The sequence below is a fragment of the Clostridium sp. ATCC 25772 genome, from assembly GCF_001573875.1.
GTDB classification, from domain to species: domain Bacteria; phylum Bacillota; class Clostridia; order Clostridiales; family Clostridiaceae; genus Clostridium_J; species Clostridium_J senegalense.
The window spans coordinates 1-16578 of the sequence record NZ_LFRG01000037.1 but is presented as its reverse complement, the minus strand read 5'-3'; the positions used below and the strand labels follow the sequence as shown (position 1 = coordinate 16578).

General features: G+C 26.1%; 18 protein-coding genes. 2 read left to right on the top strand and 16 right to left on the bottom strand.

Features of this window, described 5'->3' with window-relative positions; genetic code table 11:
• Positions 1-200 precede the first annotated feature (200 nt).
• The 7 genes from AZI32_RS12795 to AZI32_RS12765 all read right to left on the bottom strand — a co-directional run bounded on the left by AZI32_RS12795 (position 201) and on the right by AZI32_RS12765 (position 6300).
• On the bottom strand, positions 201-1628 hold the full coding sequence (locus AZI32_RS12795; protein WP_242865303.1) for a sensor histidine kinase: 1428 nt from the start codon (positions 1626-1628) through the stop codon (positions 201-203).
• 4 nt (positions 1629-1632) lie between these two features.
• Positions 1633-2211 (bottom strand): response regulator, encoded by a 579-nt coding sequence (locus AZI32_RS12790; protein ID WP_061996211.1) that lies wholly within the window; start codon positions 2209-2211, stop codon positions 1633-1635.
• 58 nt (positions 2212-2269) lie between these two features.
• On the bottom strand, positions 2270-2704 hold the full coding sequence (locus AZI32_RS12785) for a EutP/PduV family microcompartment system protein (RefSeq protein ID WP_082761251.1): 435 nt from the start codon (positions 2702-2704) through the stop codon (positions 2270-2272).
• A gap of 11 nt (positions 2705-2715) precedes the next feature.
• Positions 2716-3117 carry a BMC domain-containing protein gene (locus AZI32_RS12780; protein WP_242865302.1) on the bottom strand — a complete coding sequence of 134 codons (402 nt, stop codon included), beginning with the start codon at positions 3115-3117 and terminating at the stop codon, positions 2716-2718.
• Between the two features lie 148 nt (positions 3118-3265).
• Positions 3266-4435: a 1-propanol dehydrogenase PduQ gene (locus AZI32_RS12775; protein WP_061996210.1), complete on the bottom strand. Its 1170-nt coding sequence runs from the start codon at positions 4433-4435 to the stop codon at positions 3266-3268.
• Positions 4436-4609: 174 nt separating this feature from the next.
• Positions 4610-5338, bottom strand: a complete 729-nt coding sequence (locus AZI32_RS12770; RefSeq protein ID WP_061996209.1) for a glycerophosphodiester phosphodiesterase — start codon at positions 5336-5338, stop codon at positions 4610-4612.
• A 71-nt stretch (positions 5339-5409) separates the two neighbouring features.
• Positions 5410-6300, bottom strand: coding sequence for a class I SAM-dependent methyltransferase (locus AZI32_RS12765; protein WP_061996208.1), 891 nt, complete (start codon positions 6298-6300; stop codon positions 5410-5412).
• Between the two features lie 267 nt (positions 6301-6567).
• Between AZI32_RS12765 and AZI32_RS12760 the strand changes: the two genes are divergently transcribed.
• The gene (locus tag AZI32_RS12760) at positions 6568-8181 is read left to right on the top strand and encodes a PAS domain-containing sensor histidine kinase (RefSeq protein ID WP_061996207.1); all 1614 of its coding nucleotides are present in this window, start codon (positions 6568-6570) and stop codon (positions 8179-8181) included.
• Between the two features lie 255 nt (positions 8182-8436).
• On the opposite strand, the gene cobT is transcribed toward AZI32_RS12760, so the two are convergent.
• Positions 8437-9519: a nicotinate-nucleotide--dimethylbenzimidazole phosphoribosyltransferase gene (cobT, locus tag AZI32_RS12755; RefSeq protein ID WP_061996206.1), complete on the bottom strand. Its 1083-nt coding sequence runs from the start codon at positions 9517-9519 to the stop codon at positions 8437-8439.
• Positions 9520-9553: 34 nt separating this feature from the next.
• A complete protein-coding gene (locus tag AZI32_RS12750; protein WP_061996205.1) occupies positions 9554-10228 on the bottom strand; it encodes a uracil-DNA glycosylase in 675 nt (224 codons plus the stop codon).
• A gap of 155 nt (positions 10229-10383) precedes the next feature.
• Here AZI32_RS12750 and AZI32_RS12745 point away from each other — a divergent pair, with 155 nt between their 5' ends.
• The gene (locus AZI32_RS12745; protein ID WP_061996204.1) at positions 10384-11049 is read left to right on the top strand and encodes a DUF4397 domain-containing protein; all 666 of its coding nucleotides are present in this window, start codon (positions 10384-10386) and stop codon (positions 11047-11049) included.
• Between the two features lie 182 nt (positions 11050-11231).
• On the opposite strand, the gene AZI32_RS12740 is transcribed toward AZI32_RS12745, so the two are convergent.
• From AZI32_RS12740 to AZI32_RS12710, 7 genes are all read right to left on the bottom strand, one after another.
• The gene (locus tag AZI32_RS12740; RefSeq protein WP_061996203.1) at positions 11232-11672 is read right to left on the bottom strand and encodes a PadR family transcriptional regulator; all 441 of its coding nucleotides are present in this window, start codon (positions 11670-11672) and stop codon (positions 11232-11234) included.
• Between the two features lie 3 nt (positions 11673-11675).
• Positions 11676-12521, bottom strand: coding sequence for a DegV family protein (locus tag AZI32_RS12735; RefSeq protein WP_061996202.1), 846 nt, complete (start codon positions 12519-12521; stop codon positions 11676-11678).
• Between the two features lie 338 nt (positions 12522-12859).
• A complete protein-coding gene (locus tag AZI32_RS12730; RefSeq protein WP_061996201.1) occupies positions 12860-13084 on the bottom strand; it encodes a DUF1450 domain-containing protein in 225 nt (74 codons plus the stop codon).
• A 12-nt stretch (positions 13085-13096) separates the two neighbouring features.
• Complete coding sequence (gene cobS / locus AZI32_RS12725; protein WP_082761249.1) at positions 13097-13858, bottom strand: adenosylcobinamide-GDP ribazoletransferase; 762 nt, start codon at positions 13856-13858, stop codon at positions 13097-13099.
• A 13-nt stretch (positions 13859-13871) separates the two neighbouring features.
• Complete coding sequence (gene cobU, locus AZI32_RS12720) at positions 13872-14420, bottom strand: bifunctional adenosylcobinamide kinase/adenosylcobinamide-phosphate guanylyltransferase (RefSeq protein WP_061996200.1); 549 nt, start codon at positions 14418-14420, stop codon at positions 13872-13874.
• A gap of 48 nt (positions 14421-14468) precedes the next feature.
• Entirely contained in the window at positions 14469-15071 is a 603-nt protein-coding gene (gene cobC, locus AZI32_RS12715) for an alpha-ribazole phosphatase (RefSeq protein WP_061996199.1), read from the bottom strand.
• 371 nt (positions 15072-15442) lie between these two features.
• On the bottom strand, positions 15443-16378 hold the full coding sequence (locus AZI32_RS12710; protein ID WP_061996198.1) for a metal ABC transporter substrate-binding protein: 936 nt from the start codon (positions 16376-16378) through the stop codon (positions 15443-15445).
• Positions 16379-16578: the final 200 nt, after the last annotated feature.

Here is a 16578-nt window from a genome sequence, read left to right as displayed (position 1 = left end):
AAGCTTTAATTTTCTATAACTTTAAGTGCTTAATACGGATTGCCTCCTTTCCAACTTTAGTTCACTTCTTAAAATTTAGATTTATATATTTTAAGATAAAAAAGCCCAGAATAATTATCAGTATAAAAATTATACTTAATAATTCTCTGGGCTCCATTGCCTTAACTAATATCTACATCCTTGTAAATATGGTTTTTTATTTAGTTTTTAAAATCAAACAAAAGATTTGTTCCATTTTCATTTGACTGTATATTTAAGTTTCCTTTTAGTTTATCTGAAACTAAACTATTAATTATCATAAGTCCTAAGCTACTATTGGATATTGAATTAACATCAAATCCAATACCATCATCTCTTACTGAAACTGTAGAATAAGAATTACCTTTTTCTATTTTTACAACAATTTTTCCACTATTTTTCCCTACGAAAGCATGTTTTATACAATTTTGTATAGCTTCATTTACAACTAATGCAACTGCTGTAGATTTATCTGAACTAATAATAAGGTCATCACCTTCTATTTCTATTGATAAATCTAAATCATCTCGTTTATCTAATGTAACCATAAATCTTTTTATCTTATTTATTACATCTTTTATATTAACTTCATCAATACCTTGCTTTGCTAATATTTCATGAGTTATCGCTATACTAAGTATTCTATTTATACTTTCATTTATAGCTATTGTAAATTCTTCACTATGTATTCTTCTTGACTGAAGTCTCAATAAACTAGCTATTGTTTGAAGATTATTTTTAACTCTATGATGTATTTCTTTTATAACAACTGATTTTAAAATCAGTTCTCTTTCTTTTTCCTTTACATCTGTAATATCTTTTATAAGCATTGCAAGTTTTAATACTTTACTACCTTGAGATATATACTTTATTTGAAAAGACATATCCCCTATATCTATTTCTTCTACTTCTATAGATTTTTTTTCTATTATTTGTGATAAAGTTGACTTTGATAATGCTAAGTTAGAGAAATCCATTCCTATTAATTCTTGATTATATCCAAGTTTCTTATAGAGCTCATCTGCTACTGGATTTTTAAATCTTAATATACCATCCTCATCAAATATCAATATAGCGTCATTTACATGATAAGCAATATCTCCATTTCCATACTTTATCTTTTTACCTTCAATTTGTGAAATTAATTCTTCATTAGTTTCTGCTAATATCTCAAGTTTTTTATTTTCCTTGACATCTTCTGTAACATCCTTTTCTGATATTATTACTGCTATAACTTCATTTTTTTCATTTTTTATTGGTTCAACATTCTGTTTTACAATTATATTTTCTTGAGTTATAGCTTTAATATCTCTAGATGGAATTCCTGTTTGTAATGTTCTTATTACTGCAGGTTCATTTTTTCTTATTGCAAGTTTCCCTACAACATTTTCCTTATAAAGTGATTGTGAGTTTCGTGGCTTAGCACTTACAACAACTATTGCTGAATCGCTTTTAGTTTTGCTTAAACAATCTATAAAAACGTCTGCTTTTGAAGAGTCTGCTATGAATTGTAGTGTTTTAGATATACTTTGTATTGCTTCTATATCTTTATTGCTTAAATAAGTATATTTTAAACATAATTCTCTTATATTGTTCATATTACTTTTCACTGCTTTAAACTTCCTCTTCACTCATTATTATTATTTTTGATATTTCATCCATTGTTACTCTTTTTTTCATGCTAAGATTTCTTATGTATTTGTATGATTCATCTTCTGTAATGTTTCTTTGCTTCATAAGTATTCCTTTAGCCTTTTCTATAACTTTTCTTGATTCTAGCTTATTTTCTAAAGTTTTAACAGTGTTTTGCATATCTTTAAATTCAGTTGCTTTAGATAAACAGACTTCAATAGTAGCTATTAAAGATTTATTATCTAAAGGTTTGACCAGATATCCCATAGCACCTACTTCTTTAGCCTTTTGTATAAAACTTTTATTACTATAAGCACTTAATAATACTACTGCATTTGCTAATTGTTCTTTCAAAATAATTTTAGTAGCATTTAAGCCGTCTAACAATGGCATTTTTATGTCCATTATTATAAGTTCAGGAGAATGTTTTCTGGCTAATTCTATAACATCAAAGCCATCTGAAGCTTCAGCTACAACATCGTAACCTTCCTCTTCTAACATTTCTCTTATATCCATTCTTGTAATAGGTTCATCATCGGCTATTACAATTCGTTTTGTCATATGTTCCACCTCTTTTGGATTCAACAATAATATATATTATTATTTTACCATAAAAACCTTAAAATATTTCTAAATATTTTTTTAATTCTTCTATTCCATTATTGTTTACTACACTAATATTAAATATTCTATCCGCACCTGCAATTTTTAAAAACTCATGGCTTCTTAATATTTTATCTTCATTATCACATAAATCAGTTTTAGTGCAAATTCCAATAACAGGTTTATTGAACATATTTCCAAACCCTGGTGGAAAATTAATATTTTCATTTGTACAATCATGAAGCAGTCCTATAACATCTGCTTCTGCTGATGTTACTATTAAAGCGTTATAATAAATTCTATTTTCTATATATTCCCCTGGAGTGTCTATTATAAAATCATTAAACTCAATAGCTTGTGTTTTCTTATATTCTATAAGTTGATTTTTCAAACTTTGAGTTAATGTTGTTTTTCCAGCTCCAATGGAACCTATAAGCATTACTTTTTTCACTAATATCTCTCCTATGATTTAGTAATTTTAGTCGTTGTAAAACTTAATATATTTTCAAGTACATCACAAACTTCTTTTAATGCTGCCTCAACACTTGAAACATCTCCAGTAATAACTAAAGAACCACTAAATCTATCTAAAAATCCTACCTCTACTCCAGCACCTTTTGTTGCTACGTCTGCAGCAATTATAGCTGCTTCACTTGGAGTAATTGTTAAAATTCCTATAGCCTCGCAATTTTCATCACTTAGCCCTAATTTTTTATATATTGATTTATTAGGATGTGCTATTAAGTGAGCTAATGTTACCTGTTTACCTGGTACATATTCCTGTATAACCCTTTGTTTTTCTTCCAAACATCTCACTCCATTTCCTAAAAAATTATAAAAAGCCCCTAAAAAAATTACAAACATTGTATTTTTTTAGGAGCTCCATTGCTCTTAATAAAAATTGTACGCCATTGCACAATTAAAATTTATTTAATTTATGTTATTATTATATAATTCCAAAAACTAATTGTCAATTATTTTTCGAAAATATTCTTTAATTGGAAAACTAAAATTATTTTCCTTCGTAAACTACTTTAAATACTTCTTTAAGTTCAGTTGGATTAGGGTATCTTGGATTAGTTTTAGTACATCCATCATTTATTGCTATATTAACAATATCTTCTAAATTACTTTCAAAATCTTTTCTTTCAACTTTAGCTTCTTTTAATGATGATTGTATATTTAAGTTTCTTTTTAATGTACAAATAGCTCTTATTAAAGATTTAACGCCCTCTCTAGCATTGTTACTGCTTGTTAAATTTAAGAATTTAGCTATTTCGGCATATCTTTTAGCTGTATCACTATACTCATTTCTGTTGAATTCTTTTAAATTTGCGTTATATTCTATAACATAAGGAAGCAATATAGCATTTGCTTTTCCATGTGGAATATGGAATCTTCCTCCTATTATATGAGCCATACTATGATTTATTCCTAATGATGCATTAGTAAATGCCATACCAGCTATACATGAGGCATTATGCATTTTTTCCCTTGCTTCTAGATCATTTCCATTTTTATATGCTCTTTCTAAATAACCAAAAACTAATTTAATAGCTTTTTCAGCTAAAGCATCACTATAATCTGAGCTTTCTGTAGATACATATGCTTCTATAGCATGAGTCAATACATCCATTCCTGTATCTGCTGTTATAAAATTCGGAGCAGTTTTTACTAAATTAGCATCTAATATAGCCATGTCTGGCACCATAGCCTCATCAACCAATGGATATTTAACGTTAAATTTTTTATCCGTTATAACAGAAAATGATGTTACTTCAGAACCTGTTCCACTGGTAGTTGGTATTGCTATAAATAATACTTTTTTGTCTGTTTTTTCTGAGTGTAATCCTTTATTTATCATATTTCTAAAATAACTAATTGCTTTTGCTGCATCAATTGCAGACCCTCCACCTAATGTTATTACAGCCTCTGGATCAAATTCATCCATAGCTTTAATTCCTTTAGATACTATTTCAAGTGGTGGATCTGGAACTATATCAGAAAAAACTTTATAATTTATTTTTGCAGCATCTAAATGATCTGTCACTTGATTTATTGCTCCTGATTTCACCATGAAAGGATCTGTTACTATAAATGCTTTTTTACAATTAATTTCACGAAGTTTTTCTAATTTTCCAACTCCAAAATAAACATTTGGTCCAACTTTAAAGTTACCCATATTTTCACTTCCTAACAATTTATTTTAAAAAACAAAAGCTCCCTAAGAAAATTCTTAAGGAGCATCATTACTCTTTTAAGTTTGCACATCATTGTACAAACATTTTATTTATTTTTTATATTTTATATTTTATAATCATATTTATTCCATGTCAATACACACTATCAAGTTATATTAAAATTTATTTTTATCGATTACCTCTTTTAGTTTGTCTGGGCAATTAGTTATTATCCCTTCAATTTTATATTTTATAAATTTTTCCATGTCTTTTTCGTCATTAATAGTATATAAATTTACGCCCATTTTTTTATTATGACATTTTAATATTTCCTTTTTGTCTGCAAATATATAATTAGGATGTATATATTCAAATTTATCTATTTTATATTTTTCCAAATCACTAACTATATATTCACAAAGAGCAGCAATTTTTATTTTAGGATATATTTTTTTTAATTCAATCATTGAATTGTGATTAAAACTTGAGACAATTATATTATCTTCAACTTTCTCATTTAATATTTCAAATAGTATCTCTTTTTCTATTCCTTTATATGGAATTATAGAATTTTTTATTTCTAAATTTATTTTTATATTTTTATCTTTAACATAACTTAAAAATTCTTTTAATGTAGGTATTTCTATATTTTTATATCTTTTATCCTTAAATTTACCTGCATCTAATTTTTTAAGTTCTTTATAAGTATAATCACATACCAATCCTACACCATCAGTAGTTCTATTTACATATTCATCATGTATAAGAACTAAAACTCCATCCTTCGTTCTTTGTATATCCGTTTCTATTCCAGTACATCCCATTTCTAATGCTTTTTCAAATGCAAGCATAGTATTCTCTGGATATATGAAACTCGCTCCTCTATGGGCATAATTTATAATCACTTTAAATCACCTCTAATATTAACAACTATTTTAATATAATTATAGTAAAAATTTATAAATTAATTGATTTTTTATTTTTTAATTATTAGTACAGATGATTTAAATTTTTGACCTTGCATAGGAATTATATCTAGTTCATTGAATTCTCCAATTGATTCTCCAATTTTTTCATTTTTAAATTCAGAAAAACCTATCTTTTTATATATTTGTAAAATTAATTGCTCTACAGACACAATTTCTGGATTTGGAAAATTCATATTAGCTGTAGCTATTGCTTTTAATTGATTATAATATTCATCTTTATCTGATACTAAAATTCTAGCGTCTAATACTAATCCTTTCCGTCTTAAAATTCTATAGCTTTCTTGCATAACTCTAGGTGATGATTGTGCCATATTGGGAAATCCATAATATGACGTTATACAATCAAAAGCACTATTTTTAAAGGGCAAATTTAAATAATCACATGCAATATAGGTAATTTTAGCTTTAGGGTTAATTTTTTTTATCATTTTCCTATTATACTTTAAAACGGCAAAGTTTAAATCCAATGATACTATATTAGGATTATGGGAAAATTTTTCAGCCATTCCTTCTAGAAGTATACTTCTACCAGAAGCTATGTCTAATATATTTTTATATTTTTTCTTCTGTATAATAGCATTCATATATTGTTTGGATAAATTTTGGAAATTCCTTAAATTGTTAGGAGTTTTATTTTCAATAGCTATATTAATATTTTCAAAATCTCTTTCAAAATAAAACTGTGCTAAATTAGATACATTTTTATTTTCTTTATAATGAAAATCTATAATCCCATGTTTTATATAAAATTTATGATTTTTTTCACAATTTAAAGTTCCTTCAATTATTTCTTCTCCTTCTTTTAAGTAAATTTTTCTTATATTAATCTTACTTCCACATCTAGGACAAACTAAAATATCTTCTACTTCCTTATACATACATACCCTCCTAATAATTATTTAGTTTGTACATAAAATTAATTATTGTTTTTACATACCTACTCACTATATATTTATATTAAACAACAACATCATTTGTTACATTTTTTTACAATATAAATTTAAAGTATTATAGTTATTTTTAAGAGTAATAACATTTATTTAAATTTCTAATGATTTTTTTTGTTTATTTGTCGCAATATTTTACATTTTTTTCACTGCTACTTTGATATAATTTTATATTATTACGATTTAAGGTGAGGATTTATGATAAATGATTATATAAAAGGCGAAACATCGGATTTATTTGAAACCATTGACGATTTAGACGAAATGGGTTTCTTTATATATGAAGTTCTTTTAAATACATTTGTACTTTCAAAAGGGTTATGTTCTATTTTATCTATAGAAAATACTAATAATTTTTCTTTTGATGAATTTATGGATAATTATATACACGAAGATGACCATTCCCTTATAACTTCTATAACTGCAACTCCTTCTGTTCCCAAATTTAAATTTAGGTTTAGACTAGTAGATAACTTTGGATTTATTCGTTATGTAGAAGCAAGTGGCAAAGGTATATTTGATAATGATAATAACTTAATAAAGTATTCAGGCATTATTAGAGATTTATCAGAGGAAAAATATTATGAGATGAGATTAAAATTTGCAGATAAACTTTTCTCAGAACTAATTAACAACTCCTATCAAATAGTTTATTCAATGTCTGAAGATGGATATTTTACTTCTTGTTCATCTAATGCATTTAAATATTTAGGTTATACTGTTAATGAAATTATAGGACAACATCAATGTATTTTTACAGACGATGCTACTAATGATATATTAACTGATTTAAGAAAAAAAGCCATTGAAACTGGTAAACCTCAAGAATTAGTTGATTATAAAATTTATCATAAAGATGGCTCTGTAAGGTTAAATACTACTACTTTGTTTTATATAAAAGATAAATACTTAAACACTGGAATGTTTTGGGGTGTTGTTAAAGATATTACAACCACTAAAATTATAGAAAATAAATTAAGTGAGAATGATAAAAAACTAAAGGACAGAGAAGAGTGGGAAAAAATCAAAAATGAATTTATCGCAAATATTTCCCATGAATTACGTACACCTGTAAATGTAATTTATTCTTCACTGCAACTTTTTGACTTATATATAAAAAATCAAGATGATTTGCAATTTAAAGGTAAAATTTCTTATTATTCTAAGATAATGAAACAAAATTGTTTTAGACTACTTAGACTTATAAACAATTTAATAGAGTGCTCCAAATTTGATGCTGGTATAGTTAACTTAGAAACCTACAAACTAGATTTAGTTACTTTAACTGCAAGCATTTGTTCATCAGTAGAAGAGTATACTTCTAAAAGAAATTTAACTTTAAATTTTAATACTATTATTCCATTTGCAATAATAGAAGGAAACTCAGAAAAACTTGAAATTGTTATTCTTAATCTTTTATCCAATGCTATAAAATTTTCAAAAGATTGTGGAACTATTGATGTATCATTATATATAAAAGAAAAAAATGTAATTTTATCAGTAAAGGATAATGGTATTGGAATTTCTAAAGATAAACAATCTAAAGTTTTTGATAGATTTATCCAAGCTGATCCTCTTTTCACAAGAACTAACGAAGGCAGTGGGATTGGACTTTCCGTTGTTAAATCTTTAGTAGAAACCCATAATGGCACCATTGACCTTATTAGTGAAGAAAATTTCGGTAGTGAATTTATTGTTACATTTCCACTAATTGCTACTACAAAAAATGATTTAGATAAAATAAATAGAGTCATCCATACTAATCATGCTGATCAAATAAATATTGCATTTTCTGATATTTATGATAATTAAAAAACGCTACCATCTTTTATGTAGCGTTTCTTTTAATTTCTATTTAATTTTAGTATTAATTTATATACTTCTTCTCCTTAAAACATCATAGTAAAATAAATTTCTAACATATGTACTAGATTATAATCTATTTATCTAATAAAATAAGCCATTAGAAAGCTTACTTAATTTATAAATATGTATGGTATTAATAATGATACTCCAAAATTTAATTTAGTATTTCTGTTCTAGTCAATTACACATTATAAGTCATAACTATATAGAATCCTGTTCCCTTATATCAATATAATCATTTTTGCAAATCCTTGCTTCTTCAAAAGTTGCCATATTCTCCATAGTATATAATGCTGCCTCCATTATATTAAAAGCCAATGGGCATCCAGATCCCTCACCTAATCTCATTTTTAAGTTTAATATAGGTTCTAGTTTTAATTCTTTCATAATATATATAGCTCCTGGCTCTGCTGATAAATGTGATGGAAACATATAATCTTTACAATTTTCATTCAATCTTTGTGCACAAAGTGCTGATATTGATGCTATAAATCCATCTATAACTATAGGAATTCTATGTTTTGCAGCCCCTAAAAAGCATCCACAAAGTCCAGCTATATCATATCCTCCAACTTTCCCAATAACATCTATTATATCATTTTTATCAGGTTTATTTATCTCTATAGCTTTCTTAATTACATTTTTCTTATGATTTAATTGTTCATCTGTAAGTCCAGAACCTTTTCCTGTCACCTTATCCACATCTAGTCCAGATAATACACTTAAAACTGCTGCACTTGTAGTTGTATTTCCTATTCCCATTTCACCAGTTCCAAGAACTTTATATCCTTCTTTTGCTAATTTATCTACAATTTCAATTCCTGATTCTATAGCCTTAATTGTTTGCTCTTTCGTCATTGCAGGTTCTTTTGCCATGTTTTTAGTTCCATAAGAAATTTTTCTTTTTAAAATTTTTTCACTATTCATATCACATTTTATACCTAAATCTGCTATTGTAAGTTCTGTATTAGTAAATTTAGATAATGCACATACCCCTGTTATACCCTTAACAAAATTATAGGTTACAGTTTCAGTAACTTCTTGTGGACATGTACTTACTCCTTCATCTACTACACCATTATCTCCACAAATAATTATTATGTTTTTCTTAGATAACGTATTATAAACATCACCAGTTATACCTGATATTTTTACTGCTATCTCCTCTAATATTCCTAAACTTCCTATAGGTTTTGCTAAAGCATCTAATCTTTCCTTCGTTTTTATCATTACTTCCTTATAACTAGGTTCGATGCACTTTAATGTATTTTGTAAAATTTCCATAATACCCTTCCCCTTAACATATAAATTTATATTTTTAAATATTTTTTATTTGCCAATCTATTTGTTGCTTATTTAACGCAAGTAATATTTCATTTGCTTTTCTAAAATGATCACATCCAAAAAAACCTCTATTTGCTGATAATGGACTTGGATGTGCCGCCTTTAATATATAATGGCTTTGGTTAGTTATTAATTCAACTTTTTCCTTTGCATTATTTCCCCATAATATAAAGATAATAGGATCCTCTCTTTCATTTAAAATAGATATAATTTTATCGGTAAATATCTCCCAGCCTTTATTTCTATGAGAATTTGCTTCTCCACCCCTTACAGTTAATGATGTATTAAGCAATAATACACCCTGTTTAGACCAATCTACTAAAAATCCATTATTAGGTATGTAGCATCCTAACGTATTATTTAATTCTTTATATATGTTTAAAAGTGAAGGCGGTGTTTTAATGCCTTTCTCAACAGAAAATGCTAAGCCATGTGCCTGATTAGGCCCATGATATGGATCTTGACCTAATATTACTATTTTAGTATCCTTATATGACGTCAACTTTAGCGCCTCAAATATTTTATATTTATCTGGATAAATTGTATGATTATTATATTCTAATACAAGGAATCCTCTAAGTTTTTTATAGTATTCTTTTTCAAATTCTTCTTTTAATAATTCATCCCAATCATTATTAAATAGAACCATAAATCTCATTCCTTTCTTAAACTTTATTTTATTTTTTTATATACTAAAATTATAAACCAATAAATTGTTTTTTGCATAAATATTTTTATTTCCAATCACCATTTTTTGTAAGGTGCATATACTGATTTTAGAAACACTAATTAATGAGGTGCGATATGTATTTTAGGAATAATTCAGATAATTTAAATAATAAAAGTAACATATTAACCTTTGTAAGGTTATTACACGCATCTCCCGATGCGCCACCAGTAGATGTTTACGTAAATAATTTACCCTTAATAAAAGATTTTCATTATAAAGAATTCACAAATTACGTTAAACTATTACCTGGAAAATATAATATTAAAATTGTTAAAAGTAATAATGCTAGTGAAACTTTATATGATACCATTTTGGATATTCCTGAAAATAAAATTTTCACAATAGCTGCTATTGGAAAATTTCCAAATGATTTCGAACTATATCCAATTATAGAAAGCTATACTGGACCTGTTAATGATAATGAGGTAAAAATAAGAATAGTAAATTTAATACCTGAAAGTCCAAATTTAGATGTATCACTTAACGATAATGAAATAACTTTCAATGATTTAATGTATAAGGAGGTAGAAAATTATAAAGAAATACCTCCTAAAAAATACAGTTTTGATATAAAATTTCAAAATACAGACATTACTATGCTTTATATACCTAATGCACTTTTAAAACCTACTAAATTTTATACATTATATTTGGTAGGAATATTAGGTACTAAACCAGGTGTTGAAGGTTTAATTCCATTAGATGGAATTACATATTTGAACCATTATTCAGATATGTAAATTTTTTAGCAAGTATCTTTCAAACTGATTATAACAGTTTGAATTTCCCCCATAAAAAATTTATTTAATTTAATATTATTTTATGATTTAGACCTTATAAAGGTCTTATTTTTTTATATTTACCTAAATTATATAAAAAAACACTAATAATACAAAATTAAATGTATTATTAGTGTTTTTCGTTACTCATACAAATCTTTATATATTATTTTAAATACTTCTAATGCCTCTTCTATTCTATCTTTAAGCAAATATTTCTTATGATGTAGTTCTTTTTCGCCTTCCTCTGTTAAATTATATATCTTTTGCATCTTCTTTTTTGAATCATCCCAGTTTCCCACTATAAGCTTTTTCTTTTCTAATTTTTTTAATAGTGGATATATGCCCCCTGTACTTGGGACCCATTTTCCATTAGTTCTTTCACCAATTTTATTAGATATATCATTTCCATTAGTTGCACCAATACTTAATATGTATAATACATATATTGGGAGCAAACCTTTAGTAAAAACTTGACCTACAGCTTCTTTTTCCTGTTGAACTTTTTTTAATTCATTCAATTTATTTTTATATTCCTCATATAATATACGCTCTTCCTCTTTTATATCCTTTATAGTAGCCATTTACTAAACCTCATAAAAAGCTATTCCTAAAAGTCCTGGACCTGAATGTAATCCTGCAACTGGGCTTATATCTCCACTAAAAAATATGTTATTAATATTAGGGTGATTTGATATTTCTTGTAAATACTTCTCTGCCTCTTCTTTGGCATCTCCATTACCTATATATACATCACACTTTTTATCATCTAATATTTTTTTACCTATTGATAACATTTTATTTATAGATTGTTTTCTTCCTCTTGCTTTATCATAAGTAGAATATTCTCCTTCTTCATCAACAAGAACTATAGGTTTTATATTTAATAATTCACCTATTACACCTGCAACTTTTCCTATTCTTCCACCTTTTTTTAAATATTCTAATGTACCTATTATAAAAAATGTTTTTATCTTGCTTCTAACTTCTATTAATTTTTCTACAATCTTCTCAAATTCTAATCCACTATTTATCATTTCTCCAGCTTCTTTTATTATAATAGTCTCTGCACATGATATACTCTTTGAATCTATTACTTCAGTCTTTATTGTTGGATAATCCTCACTTACAAGCCTTAAAGCATTATTTAATCCTGACAATTTGCTTGATATTGTAACTGCTATCACATGTGTATATCCTTCTTTTTCCAGCTGATTAAAAAGTACTCCCATATCTTTCATAGATGGTAATGAAGATGTAGGTGACTCCGTATCTAAAACTTTGTAAACATCATTTAAAGTTATATCTACTCCATCTCTATAATCCTTATCTTTTATAATTATTCTAAAGGGTAATACTTTTACATTGTATTTATCTATTACATCTTTTCTTATATCAGATGCACTATCTGTTATTAACGCTATTTTATTCATAAAAGTCCTCCTAATAGTATTTATATTATTTTACTAGTATTTATATTATTTTACCTATAATTTATTATATACTATTTCATACCTAATTATCAATAGTGATAATTAGCACTATTGATAATCATCGCTACTGATACACTTTAAATATTTATTATATTACAAAAAGACAAAGGCCTTAGCAATATATAATTACCACGACCTTCATCTTAACACATTAAATTAAATATAATAAATTTACTTGTTTAAGGCAAATTCTAAACTATTTTCACCAAAAAGTCTATACTTTACAATAAATTTGTTTGAAAATTTACTTTGAATAAATTTTTTTTATTAAAATTTACTTATTTTTTCAAAATTAATTTTATATTTTCATATAAAGATTCTTTTGATTCTGACACTATAAGCTCACCATCTACTCTAGCTATAAAATCCCAACTACATTTATCACAAGCTCCTATGCACTTATTTATTGTCGTTTCATGCTCTGGAAATTCTTTATCTATTCTTTCTTTTACATATTCAAATCCTGCATTACAAGCACAAAAACTTATTCTCTTTTTATTCATAAAAAGCTCCTTTTATATCATAAAAAATACCATTAATGCTAAAACCTCTGCTAATTCATTAACAGCACCTAAGGTATCCCCTGTTAATCCATTAATTTTAGAATTACAAAAACAATTAAATCCATATGCCATTATTAATACAGCTAATGTTATTGTGCAAGCCTCTCTAACATTTATAAAGATCAGTTCTAATGCTATAACTAATATTATAGTTAATACTAATTGACTTTTTTTTATTTTTCCTATAAATATATTTCCACTACCATTTTCTTTCGCTGGTTTTCCTATGGTAGAAATAAACACTATAGCCAATCTTCCTACAACTGGTGCAACTATTATTAATTCTGGAATGGAACTCTCTATTGCCAAACTAATTAAATTATATTTAAGTAATATATCCATAATTATAGCTACACATGAATAAACTCCAATTTGGCTATCCTTCATTATCTCTATAATTCTTCCTTTTCCACCTCTAAAAGCGAAGAAACCATCACATACATCGCCTAGTCCATCCATATGTAATGCACCTGTTAGTATAGCCGATGTTATTAATACTAAGATAGCTACTATTGTTGGAGGGAAAAAGTTTATCATTACTACATACACAACGTACTCTATAAGACCGATTATTAAAGCTATTATTGGGAAAAATATAGATCCCCTTATAAAATTTTCATTTGTGCACTCTAACTCCATATTTATAGGTATTCTTGTAAAAAATTGAACATATAATAAAAAATCATTCATATATTTTTTTATATAATTTTTCATAATACTCTCCTAATTATTTTAATTTTAAAGGCAATCCACAAGCCACAAAATAAACCTCATCACACAATTTTGCGATAAATTGATTAATTGAGCCTGCTATGTCTCTATATATTCTACTTAACTTATATTCTGGTATAAGCCCACTGCCAACTTCATTTGTAACCATTATTAAATTTTTATTACACTCTTTTGCTTTTACAATTAACTTTTCTACTTGAGCCTTTATAAGCTCTTCTATATGATCTGCTTCTTCTAATGATAAATCATCAAAATTTGTTTTTTCATTAAACATTAGATTTGTAACCATTATAGTAATGCAATCTAATAATATATTCTTTTCTTTGCTGTTTTCTACAGCAATATGTAAATCTTTAAACCCTTCATATGTATTCCATTTACTATTTCTTCTTTCAATATGCTTATTTATTCTGCTTTCCATTTCTTTATCTGTTACTATAGCTGTAGCTATATATAAAACATCATTAGTATCTTTAAGTAGACTTTCTGCAAAACCACTTTTTCCACTTCTACTACCACCAGTTACTAAGACTATTTTCCCCATAAATTACACCTACCTTAAAATATTTATATTTAATTATTGAAATAAATTTTACAAAACATTATTGGGTATAATTCCTTCAATAAATAAATTATTATATTCATATTTAATTATTGAAACATCTCCATTTTTAGAAGCAAATTTCCAAAACAATTCCATATTATCATCAGCAATATAACAATATATACTTCTAATTACCCCACTATGGGCAACTATTAAAACATTTTCATCATCTTCTTTTATAATCTTTTGAAAAAAACTTTTTACGCGAAAATACATATCTTTATAACTTTCACCTTCAGGTGGTTTAAAGCCAATCCAATCTTTTCCCCATTCATCGCATTCTTTTGTATATTCTGACTTTAACTCATCATACTTTTTACCTTCAAATGCTCCAAAATTTCTTTCATTTAATCTAGAATCTCTAATAATCTCATCATAATTAAACTTATCACATAATATTTCTTTTGCAGTTTGAATTGTTCTTTCTTTTTCGCTTACATAAACCTTATCTATTTTTTTATCTTTTAAAAAATTTCTTAGTTTTTCACACTGATATATTCCATAATCGGTCAACCCATTATCTATATCACCATAAAATTTTTCATCCTTATTTTCTTTAGTTTCTCCATGTCTAACTAAATATATATTCAATTTATCACCTTCTATGTACTTAAAACTTTTTAGTATTAGTTTATTTTTTAAGATTATAAACTTTAATTTTAAAACTGCCTTACATATCTTATATTACTGTTTTTTCTAATAAAAAACAAGGAACGATATAGTAAAAAATCTCTAACTTTAATTTATTATTATATATAGTGTTCCAAGTTGACTTTTAAAATTATCCATTCCAAAACTTGAATACCCAAAATAGTGAGACATGCTCCGAATCATTTAGAATTCAACACTGTATCTTGTATAAAAATATTTTAAAGTTATTGAATAAATTTAAACTGGAGCTTGTTTCCCTAAATAAATAACAAGAGCAATATAATTATAATTAATCATATTGCTCTTATTATTTATTTTAAACTATTATATATAATATCTAAATTTGACTTCATAGATTCCAAATAGCTTAAATTATCTTCTTTACTATGTAAAGTATAAATAGTAGCAGTTTTTCCATCTACTTCTTTTGCTAAAGTTTCTGACACTTGAGGACTAACTAAACTTTCCATAAATATAGTTTTTATATTTTTCTCTTTACATAAGTCTGTTAACTCTTTCATTTTTTTAGGTGACGGTTCTCCTTCTGCAAAAACTCCCTCAATACTAATTTGATTTAAATTAAAGTCTCTACAAAGATATGCAAAAGTTGCATGTCCTGTAACAAAATTTTTATTAGCTATTGAGTCAAATTTAACTTTATAATCTTTATATAAATTATCTAATTCATTGGCAAACGCAACATAATTTTCTTCATAATACTTACTATTAGCATTATCAAGTTCAACTAAAGCATTTTTTATATTTTCACTTTGAATTTTTGCAGTAGTCAAACCTAACCATAAATGTGGGTCTACACCTAAATTTTCATGAGTATTTTCTGATTCTATATGTGAACTATCACAATTTTCCTCAGATATATTTATAAGATTAACTCCTTGTGATGTATCTATAACTTTTAATTTTTCATTCTTAATTGCTTTTATAACATCCTTACTCCAATGTTCCATACCTGCACCGTTCAGTACTAACATATCTGCATTTTCTAATTTTCTTAAATCTTTAGCTTTTGGTTCAAAATCATGTGGCTCTACGCCTTCAGGAATTATAGTATAAACATTAACCTTATCTTTACCTATTTCTTTTACAAACTCCTCCATAGCATAAAAACTTACTACAACATTTAATTTCCCATTTTGTGTTTCTATTTCTTCTTTTTTACCACTGCACCCTATTAGTGATAAAGTTATTATTATAATCATTGTATACGATATAACTTTTTTAAACATTTATTTTAAAATCCTCCACTAACTTATTAATTACAAATTTTCAATAGGTATTGCAAATCATTTGCGTTTATATTATTATAACATTTGTATTAATATATTCCAATAGTGTTTTTTCTAAATTTAAATTAGGACGTGTCTGAAAACAAAATATCTAAAACTTATTTAGATAAAACAAAAATAGCAGCAATATAAACAAATGC

Coding starts and splice junctions, on each gene's coding strand:
- AZI32_RS12790 (WP_061996211.1), bottom strand. CDS start 2,211: ATGACAAAACGAATTGTAATAGCCGATGATGAACCTATTACAAGAATG.
- AZI32_RS12780 (WP_242865302.1), bottom strand. CDS start 3,117: ATGTTTGTAATTTTTTTAGGGGCTTTTTATAATTTTTTAGGAAATGGA.
- AZI32_RS12775 (WP_061996210.1), bottom strand. CDS start 4,435: ATGGGTAACTTTAAAGTTGGACCAAATGTTTATTTTGGAGTTGGAAAA.
- AZI32_RS12765 (WP_061996208.1), bottom strand. CDS start 6,300: ATGTATAAGGAAGTAGAAGATATTTTAGTTTGTCCTAGATGTGGAAGT.
- AZI32_RS12760 (WP_061996207.1), top strand. CDS start 6,568: ATGATAAATGATTATATAAAAGGCGAAACATCGGATTTATTTGAAACC.
- cobT (WP_061996206.1), bottom strand. CDS start 9,519: ATGGAAATTTTACAAAATACATTAAAGTGCATCGAACCTAGTTATAAG.
- AZI32_RS12750 (WP_061996205.1), bottom strand. CDS start 10,228: ATGGTTCTATTTAATAATGATTGGGATGAATTATTAAAAGAAGAATTT.
- AZI32_RS12745 (WP_061996204.1), top strand. CDS start 10,384: ATGTATTTTAGGAATAATTCAGATAATTTAAATAATAAAAGTAACATA.
- AZI32_RS12740 (WP_061996203.1), bottom strand. CDS start 11,672: ATGGCTACTATAAAGGATATAAAAGAGGAAGAGCGTATATTATATGAG.
- AZI32_RS12735 (WP_061996202.1), bottom strand. CDS start 12,521: ATGAATAAAATAGCGTTAATAACAGATAGTGCATCTGATATAAGAAAA.
- AZI32_RS12730 (WP_061996201.1), bottom strand. CDS start 13,084: ATGAATAAAAAGAGAATAAGTTTTTGTGCTTGTAATGCAGGATTTGAA.
- cobS (WP_082761249.1), bottom strand. CDS start 13,858: ATGAAAAATTATATAAAAAAATATATGAATGATTTTTTATTATATGTT.
- cobU (WP_061996200.1), bottom strand. CDS start 14,420: ATGGGGAAAATAGTCTTAGTAACTGGTGGTAGTAGAAGTGGAAAAAGT.
- AZI32_RS12710 (WP_061996198.1), bottom strand. CDS start 16,378: ATGTTTAAAAAAGTTATATCGTATACAATGATTATAATAATAACTTTA.